Genomic DNA, 18,443 nt, shown 5'->3' with positions numbered 1-18,443 from the left:
GCGTCCGGCTCAGTGTCCCGTGGGGCCGTCCTCCAGAGCGTGCCGGGGGAGCAGGAAGGTCAGCCCGCAGGCGAGGACCAGCAGGGCGAGTTCCAGCACCAGCGTGCGTTCCAGCGAGCGGATGAATCCACGTTCGGCGGCCTCCTGCCCGCCGTCGGCGACCACGGCGCCGATGCGTCCGGCGGCGACCGGGTGGGCCGCGGCGGCGGACCGGACGGCGGCCTCGGCGGCGGCGCAGCCGGCCGGGACGTGCTGCGGGTCCTCGGCGGTCGCCCGGCCCCGGGCGCACTCGCGCATCGCGGTCACGATCCGGTCGGCCGTGCCGGCCGGCACCCCGGCGGCGGTCAGCTCCGCGCGCACCCGGGGCGTCACCGCGTCCGCGCCGTCGGCGACCTGGCCGCCGAGCACCCCGAAGAACAGCGTGCCGAGCAGCGCGATGCCCAGCGCCCCGCCGAGCTGCTGGACGGCGGTCAGTGAGCCGGACGCGGAGCCGGTCTGGTGCGGCCGCACCCCGGCCAGCACGATGTTGAAGAACGGCGCCATCACCATGCTGGTCCCAAAGCCGGTGACCAGCAGGGCCGGGGCCATGTCCCAGGCGGTGACGCCGGTGCCCGCCCAGCGCAGCGTGCCGTACAGCCCGGCGGCCCCGGCGGCCATGACGAGCGTGCCGAGCTGCATGGCGACCCGGCCGTGCCGGCGGGCCAGGCCCTGGGTGGCGCCGAAACCGACCACCATGCCCAGCGCCCAGGGGGCGCCCGCCAGGCCCGCCTTCAGCGGCGAGTAGCCCAGTCCCAGCTGGGTGAACAGGTTGAACGCCAGGTTGTACCCGATCATCCCGGCGAAGAAGAGGGTGCCGAACAGCAGCCCGCCGGAGAAGGCCCGGGAACGGAACAGCTCGGGGGTGACCAGCGGGTCGCCGCCGGCCCGCGCGACCCGCCGCTCGTACCAGGCGAAGACCGCGAACACCGCCACCGAGCCGGCCATCATGGCGAACGTCCAGGCTGGCCAGCCCAGCTCACGGCCCTGCACCAGGGGATGGACGAGCAGCACCGAGCCCAGCGTGGCCAGCAGCGCGCCGACCAGGTCGAGCCGGGTGGCCCGGGGCGAACGCGACTCGGGCAGCAGGCGCACGCCCGCGACCAGCACGGCCAGGCCCAGCGGCAGGTTGATCAGGAAGATCATCCGCCAGCCGGTGCCGAACAGGTCGGCGTCGACCAGCCAGCCGGCCAGGATCGGGCCGCCCACTGCCGACAGCCCCATCACCGGGCCGAACGCGCCGAAGGCCGCGCCCATCTCGGTGTCGTCGAACATCTCCTTGATCAGGCCGAGGCCCTGGGGGATCAGCACCGCGCCGAACGCGCCCTGCACCGCCCGCATGCCGATCAGGGTGCCGGGGCTCTGGGCCAGCGCGCACGCCAGCGAGGCGGCGGTGAACCCGGCGGCGCCGAGCAGGAACAGCCGCTTGCGGCCGTAGATGTCGCCCAGCCGGCCGCCGGTGATCAGGCCGACCGCCATGGCCAGCGTGTAGGCGGCGCCCAGCCACTGCAGCGCGGCGTAGGAGCCGCCGAGGTCGGCGCGGATCGAGGGGGCGGCGATATTGGTGACGGTCGCGTCCAGCAGATCCATCACCTCGGCGGCCAGGATCACGGCGAGCGCGAGCCAGCGCCATCGGTAGGGCTCGGGGCGGGTGCCGGCCCGGGGCCGGGCGGAGGTCTGGGTCATGGGGGACTCCCGGAAGTGGTGACGAACAGCGTTCGTTGCTACGAACGGTGTTCTAAAGGGGGAACGTCGTTCGTGTCAAGTACGATGTCCGTCGACCGGCCGGGACAGGCCGACAGCACGATGCGCCGCGTCCAGGGAGACCAGCACCGATGACCTCAGCTCAAGCCGAGCCGCCCACCCCGCCGTGGCGCAGGCCGCGCAAGGGCGCTCCCGCGCGCCGGCCGCTGAGCCGGGACCTGATCGTGCGGACCGCGCAGGACATCCTGCGCACCGAGGGGCTGGACGGGGTCAGCATGCGGCGGGTCGCCCAGGAGCTCGGCACGGGCCCGGCGTCGCTGTACGCCCACGTCTCCGACAAGGACGAGTTGCTGGAGCTGGTGGTCGACCGGATCGCCGGGGAGATCCCGCTGCTGGAGCCGGACCCGGCGCGCTGGCAGGAGCAGCTCAAGGAGGCCGCGCGGGCGGCCCGGCGGGTGTGGACCACCTACTCCGACGTCTCACGGATCTCGCTGGGCAGCGTCCCGACCGGCGAGAACCAGCTGCGGATCGCCGAGAACCACCTGGCCATCATGCGGGCCGGGGGCGTTCCCGACCAGGTCGCCGCCTGGTTCGTCGACCGGATGGGCCTCTACGTCGACGCGGACGCCTTCGAGGGCTCGGTCTTCGCGGCCCGGTTCAGGGAGGGCTGGGACGCCGGCGAGTACTTCGGCCAGATCCGCCGGTACTACGAGGGCCTGTCGCCCGAGCGCTTCCCCCACATCACCTCGCTGGTGGGCGAGCTGATGGAGGGCGAGGACGAGGAACGGTTCGAGTTCGGCCTCGACCTGATGGTCCGCGGCCTGGCCTCCTACGTGAACGGCTGAGGCCCTAGCCGGAGAACGCCTCGGCGAAGGCCCGGTGGCGGGGCGCGCCCGGGGCGGTGTCCCACACCGCGAAGACCACGTACTCAAAGCACCCGGCGAACGCGCCGCCGTCCAGCAGCAGGTCCGCGAAGATCCCGGCGACCTCGACCGGGTCGTTGCCGAATACCCCGCAGCCCCAGGCGCCTAGGACCAGCCGCCGATGGCCGTGGTGGCGGGCGGCGGCCAGCACCTTGGCGGCCCGTTCGCGCAGCACCTCGCCGACCCGGGCCGCCGCCTGCGGGTCCCGGATCGCGCCCCGGTTGGGCGCGGGCGAGGTGAGGAACGCGACGTGGTACGGCTCATCGAGGAGACGGCCGGAGTCGTCGCGGAAGACCGGCACCCCGGGCGAGTAGATCAGGTGGTCGCTGTAGAGCAGGTCCCCCTGCTCGCGGTGGAGGGCGTAGAACTCCGGGAAGACGCGCAGCGAGGAGTACAGCCCCGAGGACCTGGCCAGGCCCTCCTCCTGCGCATGGGCGCCCCTGAGAAAGCCGCCGCCGGGGTTCTTGGCGGAGGCGAAGTTCAGGCAGGCCACCTCGTCGCCGGCGAGTGCGGTGAGGCGGCGGGCGGCGTCCAGCGTCGTCTCCTCGGTCACCTCGATCCGGGTCGTCTCGCCGCCCGTCCCGGCCGCTGCGGCCACCAGGGCGGCCAGCTCGTCCGGCCGGTACAGCCGGGTCTCCCGGACCGCCCGGCCGAGCCGGTCGGCGATGGAGATCTCTCGCCCTGAGGGCGCGGTGTAGGTACCGCGATCGAGGATGGCGACCGTCTCGGCGGCAATCGCCTTGCGTGGATTTCGGCTCATGTCACCGACGATTCTCGCGACCCGGCCAGCCGAGGGCCACCCGTTTTGCTCGCCGATGCGTCCCGGCGGACCCAGGCCGGGCGGTCTCCGCGTGGGGGAGCCGTCCCCGCCGGTAAATGGCTGTCATCGGCCGATGGCCGTCCGGAACACTGGGTCCGTGCTGTTGACGATCACGACCACCCGGTCTCCGGAGGCCCCGGCGAGCGACCTGGGCTTCCTACTGCACAAGCACCCCGACAAGGTGCAGACGTTCGGCCAGGCGTTCGGCACCGCGCACGTCTTCTACCCGGAGGCCACCGGGGATCGCTGCACCGCCGCGCTGCTGCTGGAGGTCGACCCGGTCCGCCTGGTACGCACCAGGGGCAAGGACACCCCCGACTTCTCCCTCGGCCAGTACGTCAACGACCGCCCGTACGCGGCGTCGTCGCTGCTCGCCTCCGCCATGGCCGGCGTCTTCCGCACCGCGCTGCGCGGCCGCTGCGATGCCCGTCCCGAGCTGGCCGCCACGGCGATCCCGCTGCGGATCGCGTTGCCCGCGCTGCCCTGCAGAGGCGGCCCCGGCCTGGCCGAGCAGCTGTTCGCCCCGCTGGGGTGGCGGGTCGAGGCGGTCCCGGTGCCGCTGGACCCGGGCTTCCCCGAGTGGGGCGACTCCCGGTACGTCGCGCTGACGCTGCGGGGGACGCTGCGGCTGGCCGACGCGCTCAACCAGATCTACGTGCTGCTGCCGGTGCTGGACCACGCCAAGCATTACTGGATGGCGTCCGACGAGGTCGACAAGCTGATCAGGGCGGGGGAGGGCTGGCTGGCCGCGCACCCGGCGCGGGCCCGCATCGTCCGCCGCTACCTGGCCAACCGGCGCGGCCTGGTGCGCAGCGCGCTGGGGCGGCTGGCCGCGGCCGAGGACGTCCCCGAGGACGCGCTCGACCGCGACCCCATCGACGAGGAACCGCCGGTCGCCGACCCCACCTCCGCCGAGCCCGCCGCGGAGGAGGCCGCCGAAGCGCGGGCGGCCGCGCCCCCGGTGCCGCTGGCCGAACGCCGCATCCGCACCGTGCTGGAGGTGCTGCGCGAGGAGGAGGCGCCCCGGGTCATCGACCTCGGCTGTGGTTCGGGCAAACTGCTGGCCCGGCTGGTGACCGACCCGTTCTTCACCCGGGTCGCGGGCACCGACGTGTCGTACCGCGCGATCACGATGGCCCACAATGCCCTAGGCCGGGCCCTGCCGCGCCGCGCGACCGCGCACGACAAGCCCTGGGAGGTGTTCCAGGGCGCACTCACCTACGCCGACGAGCGCTTCCATGGCTACGACGCGGCCGTGCTGATGGAGGTCGTCGAGCACGTCGACCCGCCCCGCCTGCCCGCCGTGGAACACGTGGTCTTCGGCGACGCCAGGCCCCGTGTGGTCGTGGTGACCACTCCCAACGCCGAGTACAACGTTCGCTACGAGGGCTTGGCCCCCGGCGCGATGCGCCATCCCGACCACCGCTTCGAATGGACCCGCGAGGAGTTCCGCGCCTGGGCCGGACAGGTCGCCGAAGCCCACGGCTACCGCGTCCGGTACGTGCCCGTCGGAGACGAGGATCCCGAGGTCGGCCCGCCGACGCAGATGGGGGTGTTCACACGATGAGCCGCGAGATCGTGGTGCCGGAGATGGGCCTGGTGGTGCTCGTCGGGATCTCCGGCGCGGGCAAGTCGCACTTCGCTCGCCGGCACTTCCGGCCCTCCCAGGTGGTGTCCTCCGACCGCTGCCGCGCCATGGTGTCCGACGACGAGAACGACCAGTCGGCCACCGGCGACGCGTTCGACCTGCTGCACTACATCGTCCGCAAGCGGCTGCGGCGCGGGCTGCTGACCGTGGTGGACGCTACCAACGTGCAGCCCGGCGGCCGGCAGCAGCTCGTCCAGATCGCCAAGGAGCACGACGTGCTGTCGGTGGCGATCGTGCTGGACGTGCCCGAGGCGGTGGCGCGCGAGCGCAACGCCGCCCGCCCCGACCGGGACCTGCCCGACCACGTGCTGCCCCGGCAGCGCCGCGAGCTGCGGCGCGGGCTGCGCGAACTGGGCCGGCAGTTCCGCCGCTGTTACGTGCTGGACGGCGTCGAGGAGATCGACGCGGCCACCGTCCGCTACGAGAAGGCGTGGAACGACAGGCGCGAGCTGACTGGCCCGTTCGACGTCATCGGCGACGTCCACGGCTGCCGCGCCGAGCTGGAGGAACTGCTCGCTGAGCTGGGGTACGCGATCGAACGGGACGCGCTCGGCCGCGCCCGGGGCGCCCGGCATCCCGAGGACCGCACCGCCGTGTTCGTCGGCGACCTGGTCGACCGGGGCCCCGACACCCCGGGCGTGCTGCGCCTGGTGATGGGGATGGTCGCCGACGGCACCGCGCTGTGCGTGTCCGGTAACCACGAGAACAAGCTGGTGCGGGCGCTCAAGGGCCGCAGGGTGCAGGTCACCCACGGGCTTGCCGAGTCGCTGGACCAGCTGGAGGCCGAACCGGCCGACTTCCGCGACCGGGCGCTGGCCTTCATGGACGGTCTGATCAGTCACTACGTCCTGGACGGCGGGCGGTTGGTGGTCGCACACGCCGGGCTCAAGGAGGAGTACCACGGGCGCGCGTCCGGTCGGGTCCGCTCGTTCGCGCTCTACGGAGAGACCACGGGGGAGACCGACGAGTACGGGCTGCCGGTGCGTTATCCCTGGGCCAAGGACTACCGGGGGCAGGCCATGGTCGTCTACGGGCACACCCCCGTCCTGGAACCCGAGTGGGTCAACAACACCATCTGCCTCGACACCGGCTGCGTGTTCGGCGGCAAGCTCACCGCGCTGCGGTATCCGGAGCGGGAACTGGTGTCCAGGCCCGCCCGCCAGATCTGGTACGAGCCCGTCCGCCCGCTGGCGGAGGAGCCCGGCGCCCCACGGGAGGCCGGTGCCCGCCGCGAGAGCGACGTGCTGCGGACCGGCGACGTGTTCGACCTGGACGGCGTGGCGACCCGGCTGATGGGCCGGGTGGCGGTGCGTGAGGAGAACGCGCTGGCCGCGCTGGAGGTGATGAGCCGGTTCGCGATCGACCCGCGCTGGCTGGTGTACCTGCCGCCGACCATGGCCCCGACCGGGACGTCCGCGCTGCCGGGCCACCTGGAGCACCCGGCCGAGGCGTTCGAGGCGTACCGCCGGTCGGGGCTGGAACGAGTGGTGTGCGAGGACAAGCACATGGGCTCGCGGGCCGTGGTCGTGGCCTGCCGGGACGCCGACGTCGCCGCCGCCCGGTTCGGTGTCACCGACGGGACCACCGGCGCCGTCTACACCCGCACCGGCCGCGCCTTCTTCCGCGACGCCGCCCGGACGGAGGAGGTGCTCGCCCGGGTCCGGGCCGCGATCGGCGCGGCGGGGCTCTGGGAGGAACTGGGCACCGGCTGGCTGGTGCTGGACTGCGAGCTGATGCCGTGGTCGGCCAAGGCCATGGAGCTGATCCGTACCCAGTACGCGGCCACCGGCGCGGCGGCCCGCGCCGCGCTGCCCGCCGCCGAGGCGGCGCTGGCCCAGGCGGCGGCGCGCGGGCTGGACGTGGCCGGGCTGCGCGAACGCACGCGGCGGCGCGCCGTCAACGCCGGTCGCTTTCGTGACGCCTACGCCCGTTACTGCTGGTCCGTGGACGGTCTGGACGGCGTCCGGCTGGCGCCGTTCCAGGTGCTGGCGGGGGAGGGCACCGCCTACGCCACCGCCCGCGACCATCTGTGGCATCTGGCGACCGCCGAACGGCTCGGCGCGGCCGACCCGACCGGGCTGCTGGCCACGACCGACTCCCGCGTTGTCGACCTGGGCTCGCCGGAGTCGGTCGTGGCGGCGACCGAGTGGTGGCTGAGGCTGACCGAGGACGGCGGCGAGGGCATGGTGGTCAAGCCGCTGAGCCCGATCCCGCCGGACCGCCAGGTGCAGCCGGGCCTCAAATGCCGGGGCCGGGAGTATCTGCGGATCATCTACGGCCCCGACTACACCGAGGACGCCCATCTGGAACGGCTGCGCGACCGCCGCCTTGGCCGCAAGCGGTCGCTGGCGATGCGCGAGCACGCCCTGGGAGTGGAGGCGCTGGAACGGCTCACCGCCGGTGAACCGCTGTGGCGCGTTCACCAGCCGGTCTTCGCCGTACTGGCCCTGGAGTCGGAGCCGGTGGACCCGCGCCTTTAGCCTGAAGGCGGGTACGCCCGGAGCGTCAGCCGAGGGCGTCCGCCGTCCGTGCCGGGGCACGGCGGGCGCCTCACAGTGACTTGAGGAGTCGTCATGGTGCATGAACGTGCGGGGCGGCCGGCGGGGCCGGAGGATCTGGTGGACGTGGCGCGGCTGGTGACCGCGTACTACACGCGGCACCCCGACCCCGACGAGCCCGCCCAGCGGGTCGCCTTCGGGACCTCGGGGCACCGCGGGTCGTCGCTGTCGTCGTCGTTCAACGAGGACCACATCCTGGCCACCAGCCAGGCCATCTGCGAGTACCGCGCCGCCCAGGGCGTGGACGGGCCGCTGTTCCTGGGGGGCGACACCCACGCGCTGTCGGAGCCCGCCCAGGCGTCCGCGCTGGAGGTCTTCGCCGCCAACGAGGTGCGGGTGCTGATCGACGAGCGGAGCGGCTACACGCCGACCCCGGCCGTCTCGCACGCCATCCTCGCCCACAACCGGGGCCGCGGCGGCCGGGCCGACGGCGTGGTGGTGACGCCCTCGCACAACCCGCCCGGCGACGGCGGCTTCAAGTACAACCCGCCCGACGGCGGCCCGGCCGGCACGGAGGCCACCTCCTGGATCCAGGACCGGGCCAACGCCCTCATCGCGGGCGGGCTGAAGGAGGTCCGGCGGATCCCCTACGAGCGGGCGCTGGTGGCCGAGACGACCGGCCGCTACGACTTCCTGGGCCACTACGTCGACGACCTGCCGTCCGTGCTGGACCTGGCGGCCGTCCGCGCCGCCGGGGTGCGGATCGGCGCCGACCCACTGGGCGGGGCGTCGGTGGCCTACTGGGGGGAGATCGCCGAACGGCACCGGCTGGACCTGACCGTCGTCAACCCGTACACCGACCCGACCTGGCGGTTCATGACGCTGGACTGGGACGGCAAGATCAGGATGGACTGCTCCTCGCCGCACGCGATGGCCTCGCTCATCGACAACCGGTCCGCCTTCGACGTCTCCACCGGCAACGACGCCGACGCCGACCGGCACGGCATCGTCACCCCCGACGCCGGGCTGATGAACCCCAACCACTTCCTGGCCGTCGCCATCGAGCACCTGTTCACCCACCGCGACGGCTGGCCCGCGGCGGCCGGGGTGGGCAAGACGCTGGTCAGCAGCGGCATGATCGACCGGGTGGCGGCGGCGCTGGGCCGTTCGCTGGTCGAGGTGCCGGTCGGGTTCAAGTGGTTCGTGCCCGGCCTGCTGGACGGGGCGCTCGGGTTCGGCGGCGAGGAGAGCGCCGGCGCCTCGTTCCTGCGCCGCGACGGCTCGGCGTGGACGACCGACAAGGACGGCATCGTCCTGGCGCTGCTGGCCGCCGAGATCACCGCCGTCACCGGGCAGTCGCCGAGCCGCAGATACACGGCGCTGACCGAGCAGCACGGCGACCCGGCCTACGCCCGGGTGGACGCGCCCGCCACCCGCGAGCAGAAGGCGGTCCTCAAGCGGCTGTCGGCCGAGCAGATCACCGCCGACGCCCTTGCCGGGGACCCCATCACCGCCGTCCTCACCGAGGCGCCCGGCAACGGGGCGCCGATCGGCGGCGTCAAGGTGTGCACCGACCAGGCGTGGTTCGCTGCCCGCCCGTCCGGCACCGAGGACGTCTACAAGATCTACGCCGAGTCGTTCCGCAGCCCCGACCATCTGGCCCGGGTGCAGGAGGAGGCCCGCGAGCTGGTCAACCGGTCACTGGCGGGCTGACGGCCCCCGGACACGCCGACGCCCGGCGGCGCACCGGCCGCCGGGCGTCGGGGGACGCGCGTCGCTCAGGTGGAGAAGAGCATGTGGAAGACGCTCTTCTGCCGGTAGTGCGGGTGGTGCCCGCCGTGGTGGTGGTGATGCACCTGCTGCTGGCCCCAGCCGGGCGCCGGGGCGGCGGGGGCGGCGGGAGCGGCCGGGGGCGGCGGCGGAGCCTGCATGTAGTTCTGCTGCATCCGGGTCAGGGCCTCGAGCTCCCCGTAGTCCAGAAAGATCCCCCGGCACATCTCACACTGCTCGATGTGGACTCCGTTGCGGTCGTACGTCCGCATCGTGCCACGACACTTGGGGCACTGCATCGCCTTACATCCTTCCTTCACGGAAGCCCGGGACTTGACCACGATAGGGCCAAATCACTCCCCCGGGGACCTCCCACTGCCGGTGATTCTGCTACACGTGTCGACGAGCGCGCTCTCGAACCCGTCGAGCGGACGCCTGTCGGCCCGCGCAGATATGACGCAGGTGGCGGCGATCTGGATCGCCAGAGTTCGTGCCGGTACGTCCAGGACGCGCCACAGGTCGCCGTCGGCGGGCATCGCGGGCCCCGTGCCGTAGCCGTCCAGGAAGCGCGCCCAGTCCTCGCCCGGCAGCACCCCGGCGGAGAACAACGCGGCAGGCCTGGCCAGGTCCCAGGCCGGATCGCCGACCCCCAGGTCCTCCACGTCGATGAGCCGCCACGTCCCGTCGGGCAGGGCGACCAACTGGCCCAGATGCCAGTCGCCGTGGACGAGCGCGACGTTGCGCGCAAGCGGGACCTCGGCGTTGCCGCGCACCCAGGCGGGCAGGGTGCCGAAGGCCCGCAGGATCACCTGCTCCTCCCTGCCGTCCACGTCCAGCCTCGCCACCACCTGGGACGCCCGGACGGGCCGTTCCCAGCGCGGCAGGGCACCGGTGGGGTGAGGGCCGTCCGGCTCCGCGCCCGGGAGGGACGCAGCACGCTCCCCGGAAAGGCCGGTCAGGTGCAGGCGGGCCAACAAACGCCCGGCCTCCCACCAGGGCGGGGCGTCGGGGCTCACCGGCTCCCCGTACGGCCATACCGTCACCACCCGGCCCAGCACATGGCGAGGCTGATCGAGCGGCGGCAGGAACAGGCCGGGCGACCGCGCCGCGACGGCCATCCGGACGGCCAGCAGCGGACCGTTGTCCCGGTCGGCCTGGTGCGCCTTGACCACGACGTCGCCTACGCGGATCACCAGCACGCCGTGCCGGTCGTACAGGGTGACCGGCTCGGCGTCCGGGGAGCCGCCGGGAGCCGCCCGGCCGATCGCGACCAGCTCGGCCGCCAGGGGGGTAGCGGGATCGGACACGCGCGGAAGCTTACGCATCCGCGGCGATCAGGGCTGTGCCAGGCTCATGTCATGACCGTGGGGGAGATGTCCGGCGTGCGCCTGGTGCGCGAGCACACCGTGCTGTCGGTGGTGGCCGGCTCGCGGGCGTACGGGCTGGACACCGACGCCAGCGACGTGGACCGGCGCGGCGTGTTCCTGGCGCCCACCCCGCTGTTCTGGCGGTTCGACAAGCCGCCCACCCACGTGGACGGCCCGGAGCCCGAGCAGTTCTCCTGGGAGTTCGAACGGTTCTGCACGCTCGCCCTGCAGGCCAACCCGACCGTTCTGGAATGCCTGTGGTCGCCGCTCGTCGAGCAGGTCACCGACGTCGGCCGGGAACTGCTGGCCGTCCGTGAGGCGTTCCTGTCCCGGCACGCCCACCGCACGTTCACCCGCTACGCCGACAGCCAGTTCCGCAAGCTCGAAGGCGACCTGCGCAACCGCGGCGAACCCCGCTGGAAGCACGTGATGCACCTGCTGCGGCTGCTGGCCAGTGGCCGGCACCTGATCGAGCACGGCGAACCCCTCGTGCACGTCGGCGACCTGCGCGAGCGGCTGCTGGCCGTGCGGCGCGGCGAGGTCGGCTGGCCGGCCGTCGAACGGTGGCGGGCCGAGCTGGCCGGCGGCATGGACGCCGCGCTGGCCGCCAGCCCGCTGCCGGACGAACCCGACCGGCGGCGGGTGGCGGACCTGCTGTACTCCGTGCGGCGCCGGTCGGCGGCGAACGCCGCGGGCTAACGCGTCACCGTCTGCAGGTACTCCTCGCGCAGCGCCCGGCGCACCACCTTGCCGATGGCCGAACGGGGCAGCCCGGCCCGCGGCCAGAACTCGGCCGGCACCTTGTAGTGCGACAGGAACCTCCCGCAGTGCCGCCGCAGCTCCTCGGCCGAGAACGGGTAGGCCGGATGCTCCACCACGCAGGCCACCACCTTCTCGCCGCGCCGCTCGTCGGGCAGCCCCAGCACCGCACAGTCGATCACCGCCGGATGCCGGCGCAGCACCTCCTCCACCTCCGAGGGGAACACGCTGAACCCGCTGACCTTGATCAGGTCCTGTTTGCGGTCCAGGATCGTCAGCCAGCCGTCCGGGCCCATCACCCCGACGTCGCCGGTGCGCAGCCAGCCGTTCGACAGCACCCGTGCGGTGGCGGCCGGCTGGTTCCAGTACCCGGCGAACACCTGTGGGCCCCGCACCACCAGTTCCCCGGGCCGGCCCGGCGGCAGCACCCGGCGCGGGTCGTCCTGGTCCACGACCACCACGTCGGTGCCCGGCAGCGGCAGCCCCACCGTCTCGTTGCGGGCCCGGCCGTCCACCGGGTTGGCCGACACCGCCGGCGACGCCTCGGTCAGCCCGTACGCCTGGATCAGCCCGGACAGGCCCAGCTCGCGGAACCGGCCGATCGTCCGGTCGCTCAGCCCGCTGGCCCCCGACAGCCACAGCCGCACCGAGGCCAGCTCCCGCCGGCCCACCCCCGGGGTGTCGAGCACCCGGTCGTACAGCGTCGGCACGCCGGGGAAGACCGTCGGCCGGTGGCGGCGCAGCGCCCGGACGGTCTGGTCCGGGTCGAAGCGGGGCAGCAGCACCACCGTCCCGGCCCGCATCGCCGGGGCGATCAGGCAGCTGATCAGACCGAACGAGTGGAACAGCGGCAGCACCCCGAGCGTCACCTCCGCGCCGTCCCGGCACCCGACGTCCCAGGCGTGCTGCTGGCAGGCGTTGGCCACCAGGTTGCGATGGGTCAGCATCACGCCCTTGGGCCGCCCCTCCGTGCCGCCGGTGTACTGGATGGCGGCCAGCTGGCGGGCCGGGTCCAGCCGCGCCTGCCGCGCCGGCTGCGCCGAGCGGCGCATCACCTCCGCGAACGTGATCACGCCCGGGTCGCGCGGCACCTCGGCGGCGACGCGGGCCAGCTTGCGCCGCATCTCGGCGACCGGCAGCCGCAGCGCCAGCCGCTTGAGCCGCGGCAGATAGTCCACCAGCGAGGTGACGACCACCTGGTCCAGCCGCACGGCACGGCGGACCGAACGCACCGTGGCGTAGGAGCGGTCCAGCACGACGGCGACCCGGGCGCCGCAGTCGGCGAGCTGGTGACGCATCTCCTCCTCGGTGCACAGCGGGTTGTGCTGCACCGCCACGGCGCCCAGCCGCAGCACCGCGAAGAACGCGATGGCCTGCTGCGGGCAGTTGGGCAGGATCAGCGCCACCCGGTCGCCCGGCCGCACCCCCAGCGACCGCAGCCCGGCCGCGAACCGGTCGACGGCCCGCTGGACCTGCCGGTAGCCGAGCCGCCGCCCGTAGAACACGTACGCGGCGCGCCGGGGACACCGCGCGGCGGCCTCGTCGATCAGCCGGGGGACCGGCACACCGGGAACGTCGAGTTCCGCCGGCACCCCGGGCGGATACTCCCGCAGCCACGGGCGGGAAGGTCTTGACGCCGCCCACATGAGTGCAGATTCAAGCACTGACCGAATCCGTTTGCGACCGTTCGCCGCGTTCGGCACGCTCTGTTCCCATGAACGACGGCGAGGCGGGGCTTCCCGCGGGGGTGCTGGAGCGTGTCGAACGGGAGCATCCCTATCCGCGGCTGTTCGTCACCGTGAGCGGGGCTCACCTGTACGGGTTCCCGTCGGTCGACTCCGACATCGACCTGCGCGGCGCGCACCAGATGCCGTTGGAGGATGTGGTCGGGCTGCGGCCCGGGACCGAGACCGTCACCGCCATGTGGGAGCAGTCGGTCGAGGTGGACCTGGTCACCCATGACGTGGCCAAGTTCTGTCGGATGCTGCTCACCCGCAACGGCTACGTGCTGGAGCAGGTCACCTCGCCGCTGGTCGTTACCACCTCGCCGGCCCACGAGGAATTGGTGTCGCTGGTGCCGCGCCTGGTCACCCGCAACCACGCCCACCACTACCTGGGCTTCGCCCGCAACCAGTGGCGGCTGTACGACAAGAGCGGCACTCTCAAACCGCTGCTCTACACGTTCCGGGTGCTGCTCACCGGCCTGCACCTGATGCGGACCGGCGAGGTGCAGGCCGACCTGCGCGTGTTGGCCCCCGAGTACGGCCCCGGTTATCTGCCGGAGCTGATCGAAGCCAAGAAGGCGGCCGAGAAGGGGCCGCCGCCCGCCTCGGCGCCAGGCCACGACCGGCTCGGCGCCGACGTGGTCGCCCTGACGCAACGCATCGAGGACGAACGCGACCGCTCGCCGCTGCCGCAGGAGCCCGAGGCCTTCGACGAACTGCACGACCTGGTGGTACGCACTCGGCTCAGTGGTCGGCCGCCAGCTTGAGACCCAGCCCCACCAGCGCGATACCGGTGAACGCGTCGATGCGCCGGCGGACCGCCGGACGGTCGAACATCCGCCGCAGCGCGACCACCACGTTGGCGACCACCACGAACCACACCCCGGTCAGCGTCACCGCGATCGCCGACAGCACCAGCGTGTCGGCAGGGCCCGGGGAGGGCGGCAGGAACTGCGGCATCAGCGCGACGTAGAACGCCGCCGCCTTCGGGTTGAGCACGTTGCACAGCAGACCCTGCCGGAAGCCGGTCCACGGGCCGGGCTCGGCGCGCTCACCGGCACCGGACGTCCCGGCCGTGTAATCACCGCGTAGCGCCGCACGTACCGCCCGCACCCCCAGGAACAGCAGGTAGGCCGCGCCGACCAGCTTGACCACCGTGTACGCCGTCGCCGACGTCGCCAGCAGCGCCGCGATCCCCAGCGCCGCGCCCAGCGACCACCCCACGATCCCGGCCGCGATGCCCAGCGCGGTCATCATGCCCGTCCGGCGGCCCGACACCGCCGAGTTGCGGACGGTGACGGCGAAATCCGGGCCGGGGGCCATCACCGCCAACTGGACGACCCCGGCGAACACCAGCAACTGCGCAGAACCCATGCCGGAAGTGTAGGGCCGGACCGCCCGATAAATGCGTTGCGTCCCGGGAAACGGCCCGGCACAGTGGTCGTTGTCCGAAGCGAACAGGCGGCCGGAACGGAACAGGGCGGCCGGAACGGAAGGGAGCGCGGCGGTGCGACACCACCACCACCGAATGCACCTCCGCCGCAGTATGCCCGGCCGCGGGAGCCGCCCCCGGACGTGACCTCACGTTCGCCCACGTGCGCCGCCCGCGGACCAGGTCCGTCAGGGCGGTTCTGCTTTTTCCGGAGGGTTGGCCGAGCGGTAAGGCAGCGGCTTGCTAAGCCGTCGTCAGGGTCACCTGCGTGAGTTCGATTCTCACACCCTCCGCGCATTCCCGAAGCGAGTGGGCGCTGGTGCGTCGGGCGGTCTCATGAGCCGCCGGGGCGGGTTCGATTCCCGCACTCGCTACTCGACAACCGAATATGCGGGTCTTCGTGGTGGAGGGGACAACACACCTGGTTGCGGACCAGGAGATCGCAGGTTCGAATCCTGCCGGAGACACGGTGTCCGTGGTGTGGTGGTCTGCACGCCGGGTTGTGGCCCCGGAAGTTCCGGTTCGATCCCGGGCGGACGCCCTGACGATCCGCCGGCGGGCGGGCCGGGGGAGGGCCTGCCCGTCCGAGGCGGTGATGGCCGGTGGGAGGGCCTGCCCGCCCAGGGGCCGCGGGCGGGCAGGCAGGGGGTACACCGGGAAAGTGGCGGAGTCGGCCCGGTGCGGCTTTCACCCCGTCCTCTGGTCGCTCCCCGGCCGGGAAAGGTTGCCGCCGAGATCAGAAATGTCCGCGCAGGATGACGGGCGGGCCGCCGCCGGCGCCGGTGGCGGTGACCGTGAAGGTGTCCCTGGCGGGGTCGTGCCTGCCGCCGGGCCGGTACTGCACCCCGATGAGGTAGGTGCCCGGAGCCACCTTCCGCCCCGGCAACAGCCGGTAGCGCTGCACGATGGCCTCGCGCGTGACCTGGGTCTCCGAACGCAGGTCCGAGCCGGGGAACGAGGTCCACGAGCCGGCCGGGAACGTCCACCTGCCACGGGCGATCCGGATGGTCACGTCGAGGGCGCCGAGCGGGCGGCGCACCGTCAGCGTCAGGTTGTTGCGCGCCCAGTACGCCGACCCGCCGCGATCCGGCGATCCGGTGGCGCTGACCAGGGTGTTGCCGCCCCCCTGTCCTCCCGCCGGGCGCGACGGCCCGGGCTTGGCGGACGGCCGGACGCCCGGCGCGGCGTCCTGTCCGGTGGTCCGCCGGTCGTCGGGGGGAGGGGGAAGACCGGGCGTGGACGGGTTGCCGGTGCTGTGCCGCCCGAGGGACACCGCCGGGCTGTCGTCCCGGCCGCTCAGCGTCAGGACGACGACCGAGGTGACCCCCACGACCGTGGCCGTGGACAGCCCGGCCGCGACCACCCACAGGCCGCCGCGTCGGCGGGGCGGCGGCACCGGAGCGGCGTCCCCGGCGGCCGGGGTGGTCTGCTGCTCGGCCATAGCGGCCTCCACCCGGGCCCAGATGCGCGCGGTGTCGGGCCGGTGCCGTTCGGCCTCGGCGTGCAACTGGTCGCGCAGCCGTGCCAGGGACTCCTCCGTGTGCCGCTCACGCCGCCCGGGCATCACGCTCCCCTCCCTGACCGGTCCTGCGGCCGCATGACGCCCGTCCGGTAGCCCGACAGCACGTCCGCCGCGGAGCCCGTCCCCCGCCGCAGGTGCCGTTCCAGCTCCGCCGCGGCCCGCGAGGTCTGGCTCTTCACCGTGCCGATGGAGACTCCCAGCACGCGGGCGGTCTCCTGCTCGGACAGGTCGAAGGCGTACCGCAGCACGAGGCAGGCGCGCTTGCGGGCCGGCAGCCGCCGCAGCGCCGCCCGCACGTCCAGCACCGCCGGGACGTCGGGTCCGTCGGTGCTGTGGTCGACGGTGGCGCCCAGGGTCGGCAGCCGGCCGCGCTCGCGCACCAGGGCGCGCAGCCGGCTGTTGCACATGTTCACCACGATCCGTCGCACGTAGGCCAGGGGATGGTCGGTGTCGCGGATGTGACCCCACCGCTGCCAGGCGGCCACCAGCGCGTCGGCGGCCAGGTCATCGGCCGTGTCGGGATCGCCGACCAGCAGATAGGCCAGCCGGGCGAGCTCACGGTGGTGCCGTTCGAAGAAGTCCTGGAACTCCAGCCGGGCGGTCTCGTCCCGAGAGCCGTCCAGGCTCAAGGCGAGCGCTCCCCGCCTCGCTGTGGCAATGCCGCCACCGCCTTCGCCGCCGACCACGCCTGACGGCGTGAGACTAACAGGCCGTCGGCCCCATGTCCGGAAAGTCGCGCGGGCGACAGGGTTCCGGGGTCGTCGGTTGAACCGGGCGGGCGACCGACCCGTATGGCTGGGAGAGCCGGGTGTGGGGTCATACGGGTCGGTCGTACCCCTTCGTCACGAACCCCTTCGTCACGAACCGGGACTCACGTTAGGGCGTCCGCCCCGCCTGGGAGGGCGCTCTTAAGGCTGTGTTGATCTTCTGATGAGCGGTAGATAAGGCGATCCGGCGCAAGAGCGTTGAACCCCGCCGTCGCGGCGGCGCGTACCAGGGGGAGAGCCGGGTGTTCCTCACGACCGTGAACCACGGAGGAGCATCGCATGCGAGATTCTCGGCGGACGCGCCCGACCTGGCGCGCCACCGTCCTGACCGCCGGAGCCGGACTGCTCCTGGCGGCCCTGCCCCCGCACGTTCCCGCGGCCGCCGCCGGCACCCCGTCGCCGCGGCCGAGCACGTCGTCGTCCGGGACGCCGTCACCGGAGACGGACGCGCCGTCACCGGATCCCGAGGCGAGCACGCCGCCGCAGGCCGGCACTCCACCGGCGGAGGCGACCACCCCGCCGCAGGCCAGCACACCGCCACCGGGGACGGCGGCGCCGCCGCAGGGCGGTGGGCTGCGGCCCGTCGAGTCGGACTTCGTCGACATCCGGAAGGTGCCGCGCACGGTCCGCCAGGTCCGGACCGGGCGCGGCGGCTCGCGCGGCACGTTCACCTCGCGCTGCGGCCGCAACGAGAACGGCCACTTCAACTCCGACAACTTCATCGTCGCGCCCGGCGTCGTCAACGGCGCCCACCACACCCACGACTACGTAGGCAACCTGTCCGCTGACGGGTTCTCCACCGACGAGAGCCTGGCAGCGGCCGGCACCACCTGCCGCCGGGGCGACAAGTCCACCTACTTCTGGCCGGTGATGCGGCTGCGCGGCGCCAACGACACCGGCCAGAACGACCAGAGCGCCGCCGACCTCAACATCGGGCGCATCCAGACGCCCGCCACGGTGTCGCTGCAGTTCCGCGGCAACCCCAGGAGCAGGGTCACCGCGATGCCGCGCTTCCTGCGGATCATCACCGGGGACGCCAAGGCCGTCACCAACGGGCCCCTCAACGCCCGGGCGGCGTGGACCTGTACCGGCTTCACCGACCGCGTCGTCACCGACAAGTACCCGCTGTGCCCGCGCGGCAGCCGGGTCGCCCGCGTGCTGGACTTCCCCAGCTGCTGGGACGGGCGCAACACCGACAGCGCCAACCACCGCACGCACGTGGTGTTCCCCGATCGGCGGACGGGCCGCTGCCCGACGGGCACCCGCGCGGTCCCGCAGCTGCGGATGACCCTGACCTACTCCTTCACGCTCCGGCGGTCGCAGATCCGCAACGGCCTGGTGTACGCGCTCGACAGCTTCCCCGAGCAGTCGCACAGCCCGCTCACCGACCACGCCGACTTCGTCAACGTCATGCCCAACAGCCTGATGAGGCGCGCCGTCGACTGCATCAACCGGGGACGGCGCTGCTGAGGG

Annotated in this window: 15 protein-coding genes and 4 tRNA genes; 11 read left to right on the top strand and 8 right to left on the bottom strand. The window is 73.3% G+C overall.

The genetic code is table 11. The features are described from left to right. Window positions 1–9: 9 nt before the first annotated feature. Entirely contained in the window at window positions 10–1,722 is a 1,713-nt protein-coding gene (locus C4U03_RS08940) for an MFS transporter (protein WP_103937210.1), read from the bottom strand. A gap of 149 nt (window positions 1,723–1,871) precedes the next feature. On the opposite strand from C4U03_RS08940, the gene C4U03_RS08935 reads away from it, so the two are divergent. After that, window positions 1,872–2,585, top strand: a complete 714-nt coding sequence (locus C4U03_RS08935; RefSeq protein WP_103937209.1) for a TetR/AcrR family transcriptional regulator — start codon at window positions 1,872–1,874, stop codon at window positions 2,583–2,585. Between the two features lie 4 nt (window positions 2,586–2,589). Here C4U03_RS08935 and C4U03_RS08930 read toward each other — a convergent pair whose 3' ends face one another. Beyond that, a complete protein-coding gene (locus tag C4U03_RS08930) occupies window positions 2,590–3,423 on the bottom strand; it encodes a TIGR02452 family protein (protein WP_103937208.1) in 834 nt (277 codons plus the stop codon). A 157-nt stretch (window positions 3,424–3,580) separates the two neighbouring features. On the opposite strand from C4U03_RS08930, the gene C4U03_RS08925 reads away from it, so the two are divergent. From C4U03_RS08925 to pgm, 3 genes are all read left to right on the top strand, one after another. Then, the gene (locus tag C4U03_RS08925; protein WP_103937451.1) at window positions 3,581–5,050 is read left to right on the top strand and encodes a 3' terminal RNA ribose 2'-O-methyltransferase Hen1; all 1,470 of its coding nucleotides are present in this window, start codon (window positions 3,581–3,583) and stop codon (window positions 5,048–5,050) included. After that, entirely contained in the window at window positions 5,047–7,611 is a 2,565-nt protein-coding gene (locus tag C4U03_RS08920) for a polynucleotide kinase-phosphatase (protein WP_103937207.1), read from the top strand. Before C4U03_RS08925 ends, C4U03_RS08920 begins: the two co-directional genes overlap by 4 nt. A 93-nt stretch (window positions 7,612–7,704) precedes the next feature. After that, window positions 7,705–9,342 (top strand): phosphoglucomutase (alpha-D-glucose-1,6-bisphosphate-dependent), encoded by a 1,638-nt coding sequence (pgm, locus tag C4U03_RS08915; protein WP_103937206.1) that lies wholly within the window; start codon window positions 7,705–7,707, stop codon window positions 9,340–9,342. Window positions 9,343–9,407: 65 nt separating this feature from the next. Here the strand turns inward: pgm and C4U03_RS08910 are convergent, their stop codons facing one another. Together C4U03_RS08910 and C4U03_RS08905 are read right to left on the bottom strand one after the other, a co-directional pair. Continuing rightward, complete coding sequence (locus tag C4U03_RS08910; protein ID WP_235017724.1) at window positions 9,408–9,671, bottom strand: TFIIB-type zinc ribbon-containing protein; 264 nt, start codon at window positions 9,669–9,671, stop codon at window positions 9,408–9,410. Between the two features lie 81 nt (window positions 9,672–9,752). After that, window positions 9,753–10,706, bottom strand: coding sequence for a phosphotransferase family protein (locus tag C4U03_RS08905; RefSeq protein WP_235017723.1), 954 nt, complete (start codon window positions 10,704–10,706; stop codon window positions 9,753–9,755). Between the two features lie 51 nt (window positions 10,707–10,757). On the opposite strand from C4U03_RS08905, the gene C4U03_RS08900 reads away from it, so the two are divergent. Then, window positions 10,758–11,465, top strand: a complete 708-nt coding sequence (locus tag C4U03_RS08900) for a nucleotidyltransferase domain-containing protein (protein WP_235017722.1) — start codon at window positions 10,758–10,760, stop codon at window positions 11,463–11,465. Here C4U03_RS08900 and C4U03_RS08895 read toward each other — a convergent pair. Then, window positions 11,462–13,117, bottom strand: a complete 1,656-nt coding sequence (locus C4U03_RS08895; RefSeq protein ID WP_103937203.1) for an AMP-binding protein — start codon at window positions 13,115–13,117, stop codon at window positions 11,462–11,464. The genes C4U03_RS08900 and C4U03_RS08895 overlap by 4 nt on opposite strands. A gap of 122 nt (window positions 13,118–13,239) precedes the next feature. Between C4U03_RS08895 and C4U03_RS08890 the strand changes: the two genes are divergently transcribed. Then, window positions 13,240–14,016 carry a nucleotidyltransferase domain-containing protein gene (locus C4U03_RS08890; RefSeq protein ID WP_103937202.1) on the top strand — a complete coding sequence of 259 codons (777 nt, stop codon included), beginning with the start codon at window positions 13,240–13,242 and terminating at the stop codon, window positions 14,014–14,016. Here C4U03_RS08890 and C4U03_RS08885 read toward each other — a convergent pair. Beyond that, a complete protein-coding gene (locus tag C4U03_RS08885; RefSeq protein WP_103937201.1) occupies window positions 13,994–14,623 on the bottom strand; it encodes a LysE family translocator in 630 nt (209 codons plus the stop codon). The genes C4U03_RS08890 and C4U03_RS08885 overlap by 23 nt on opposite strands. A gap of 268 nt (window positions 14,624–14,891) precedes the next feature. Between C4U03_RS08885 and C4U03_RS08880 the strand changes: the two genes are divergently transcribed. The 4 genes from C4U03_RS08880 to C4U03_RS08870 all read left to right on the top strand — a co-directional run bounded on the left by C4U03_RS08880 (window position 14,892) and on the right by C4U03_RS08870 (window position 15,222). Continuing rightward, window positions 14,892–14,974, top strand: a tRNA-Ser gene (locus tag C4U03_RS08880). Window positions 14,975–14,985: 11 nt separating this feature from the next. Beyond that, window positions 14,986–15,055, top strand: a tRNA-OTHER gene (locus C4U03_RS40310). A gap of 20 nt (window positions 15,056–15,075) precedes the next feature. Beyond that, window positions 15,076–15,148, top strand: a tRNA-Arg gene (locus C4U03_RS08875). A gap of 2 nt (window positions 15,149–15,150) precedes the next feature. Then, window positions 15,151–15,222: transfer RNA gene (locus C4U03_RS08870), tRNA-His, on the top strand. A gap of 195 nt (window positions 15,223–15,417) precedes the next feature. Here C4U03_RS08870 and C4U03_RS08865 read toward each other — a convergent pair. Together C4U03_RS08865 and C4U03_RS08860 are read right to left on the bottom strand one after the other, a co-directional pair. Next, the gene (locus tag C4U03_RS08865) at window positions 15,418–16,245 is read right to left on the bottom strand and encodes a hypothetical protein (protein ID WP_103937200.1); all 828 of its coding nucleotides are present in this window, start codon (window positions 16,243–16,245) and stop codon (window positions 15,418–15,420) included. Then, window positions 16,245–16,832: a SigE family RNA polymerase sigma factor gene (locus C4U03_RS08860; protein ID WP_103937199.1), complete on the bottom strand. Its 588-nt coding sequence runs from the start codon at window positions 16,830–16,832 to the stop codon at window positions 16,245–16,247. Before C4U03_RS08860 ends, C4U03_RS08865 begins: the two co-directional genes overlap by 1 nt. Window positions 16,833–17,249: 417 nt before the next feature. Here C4U03_RS08860 and C4U03_RS08855 point away from each other — a divergent pair, with 417 nt between their 5' ends. Then, window positions 17,250–18,440 (top strand): DUF1996 domain-containing protein, encoded by a 1,191-nt coding sequence (locus C4U03_RS08855; protein ID WP_103937198.1) that lies wholly within the window; start codon window positions 17,250–17,252, stop codon window positions 18,438–18,440. The last annotated feature ends 3 nt before the right edge of the window (window positions 18,441–18,443 follow it).

It is taken from the genome of Thermomonospora echinospora (assembly GCF_900108175.1).
Taxonomy (GTDB): domain Bacteria; phylum Actinomycetota; class Actinomycetes; order Streptosporangiales; family Streptosporangiaceae; genus Thermomonospora; species Thermomonospora echinospora.
The sequence above is the reverse complement of the archived record's forward strand: the minus strand, read 5'-3'. Positions and strand labels throughout refer to the sequence as shown.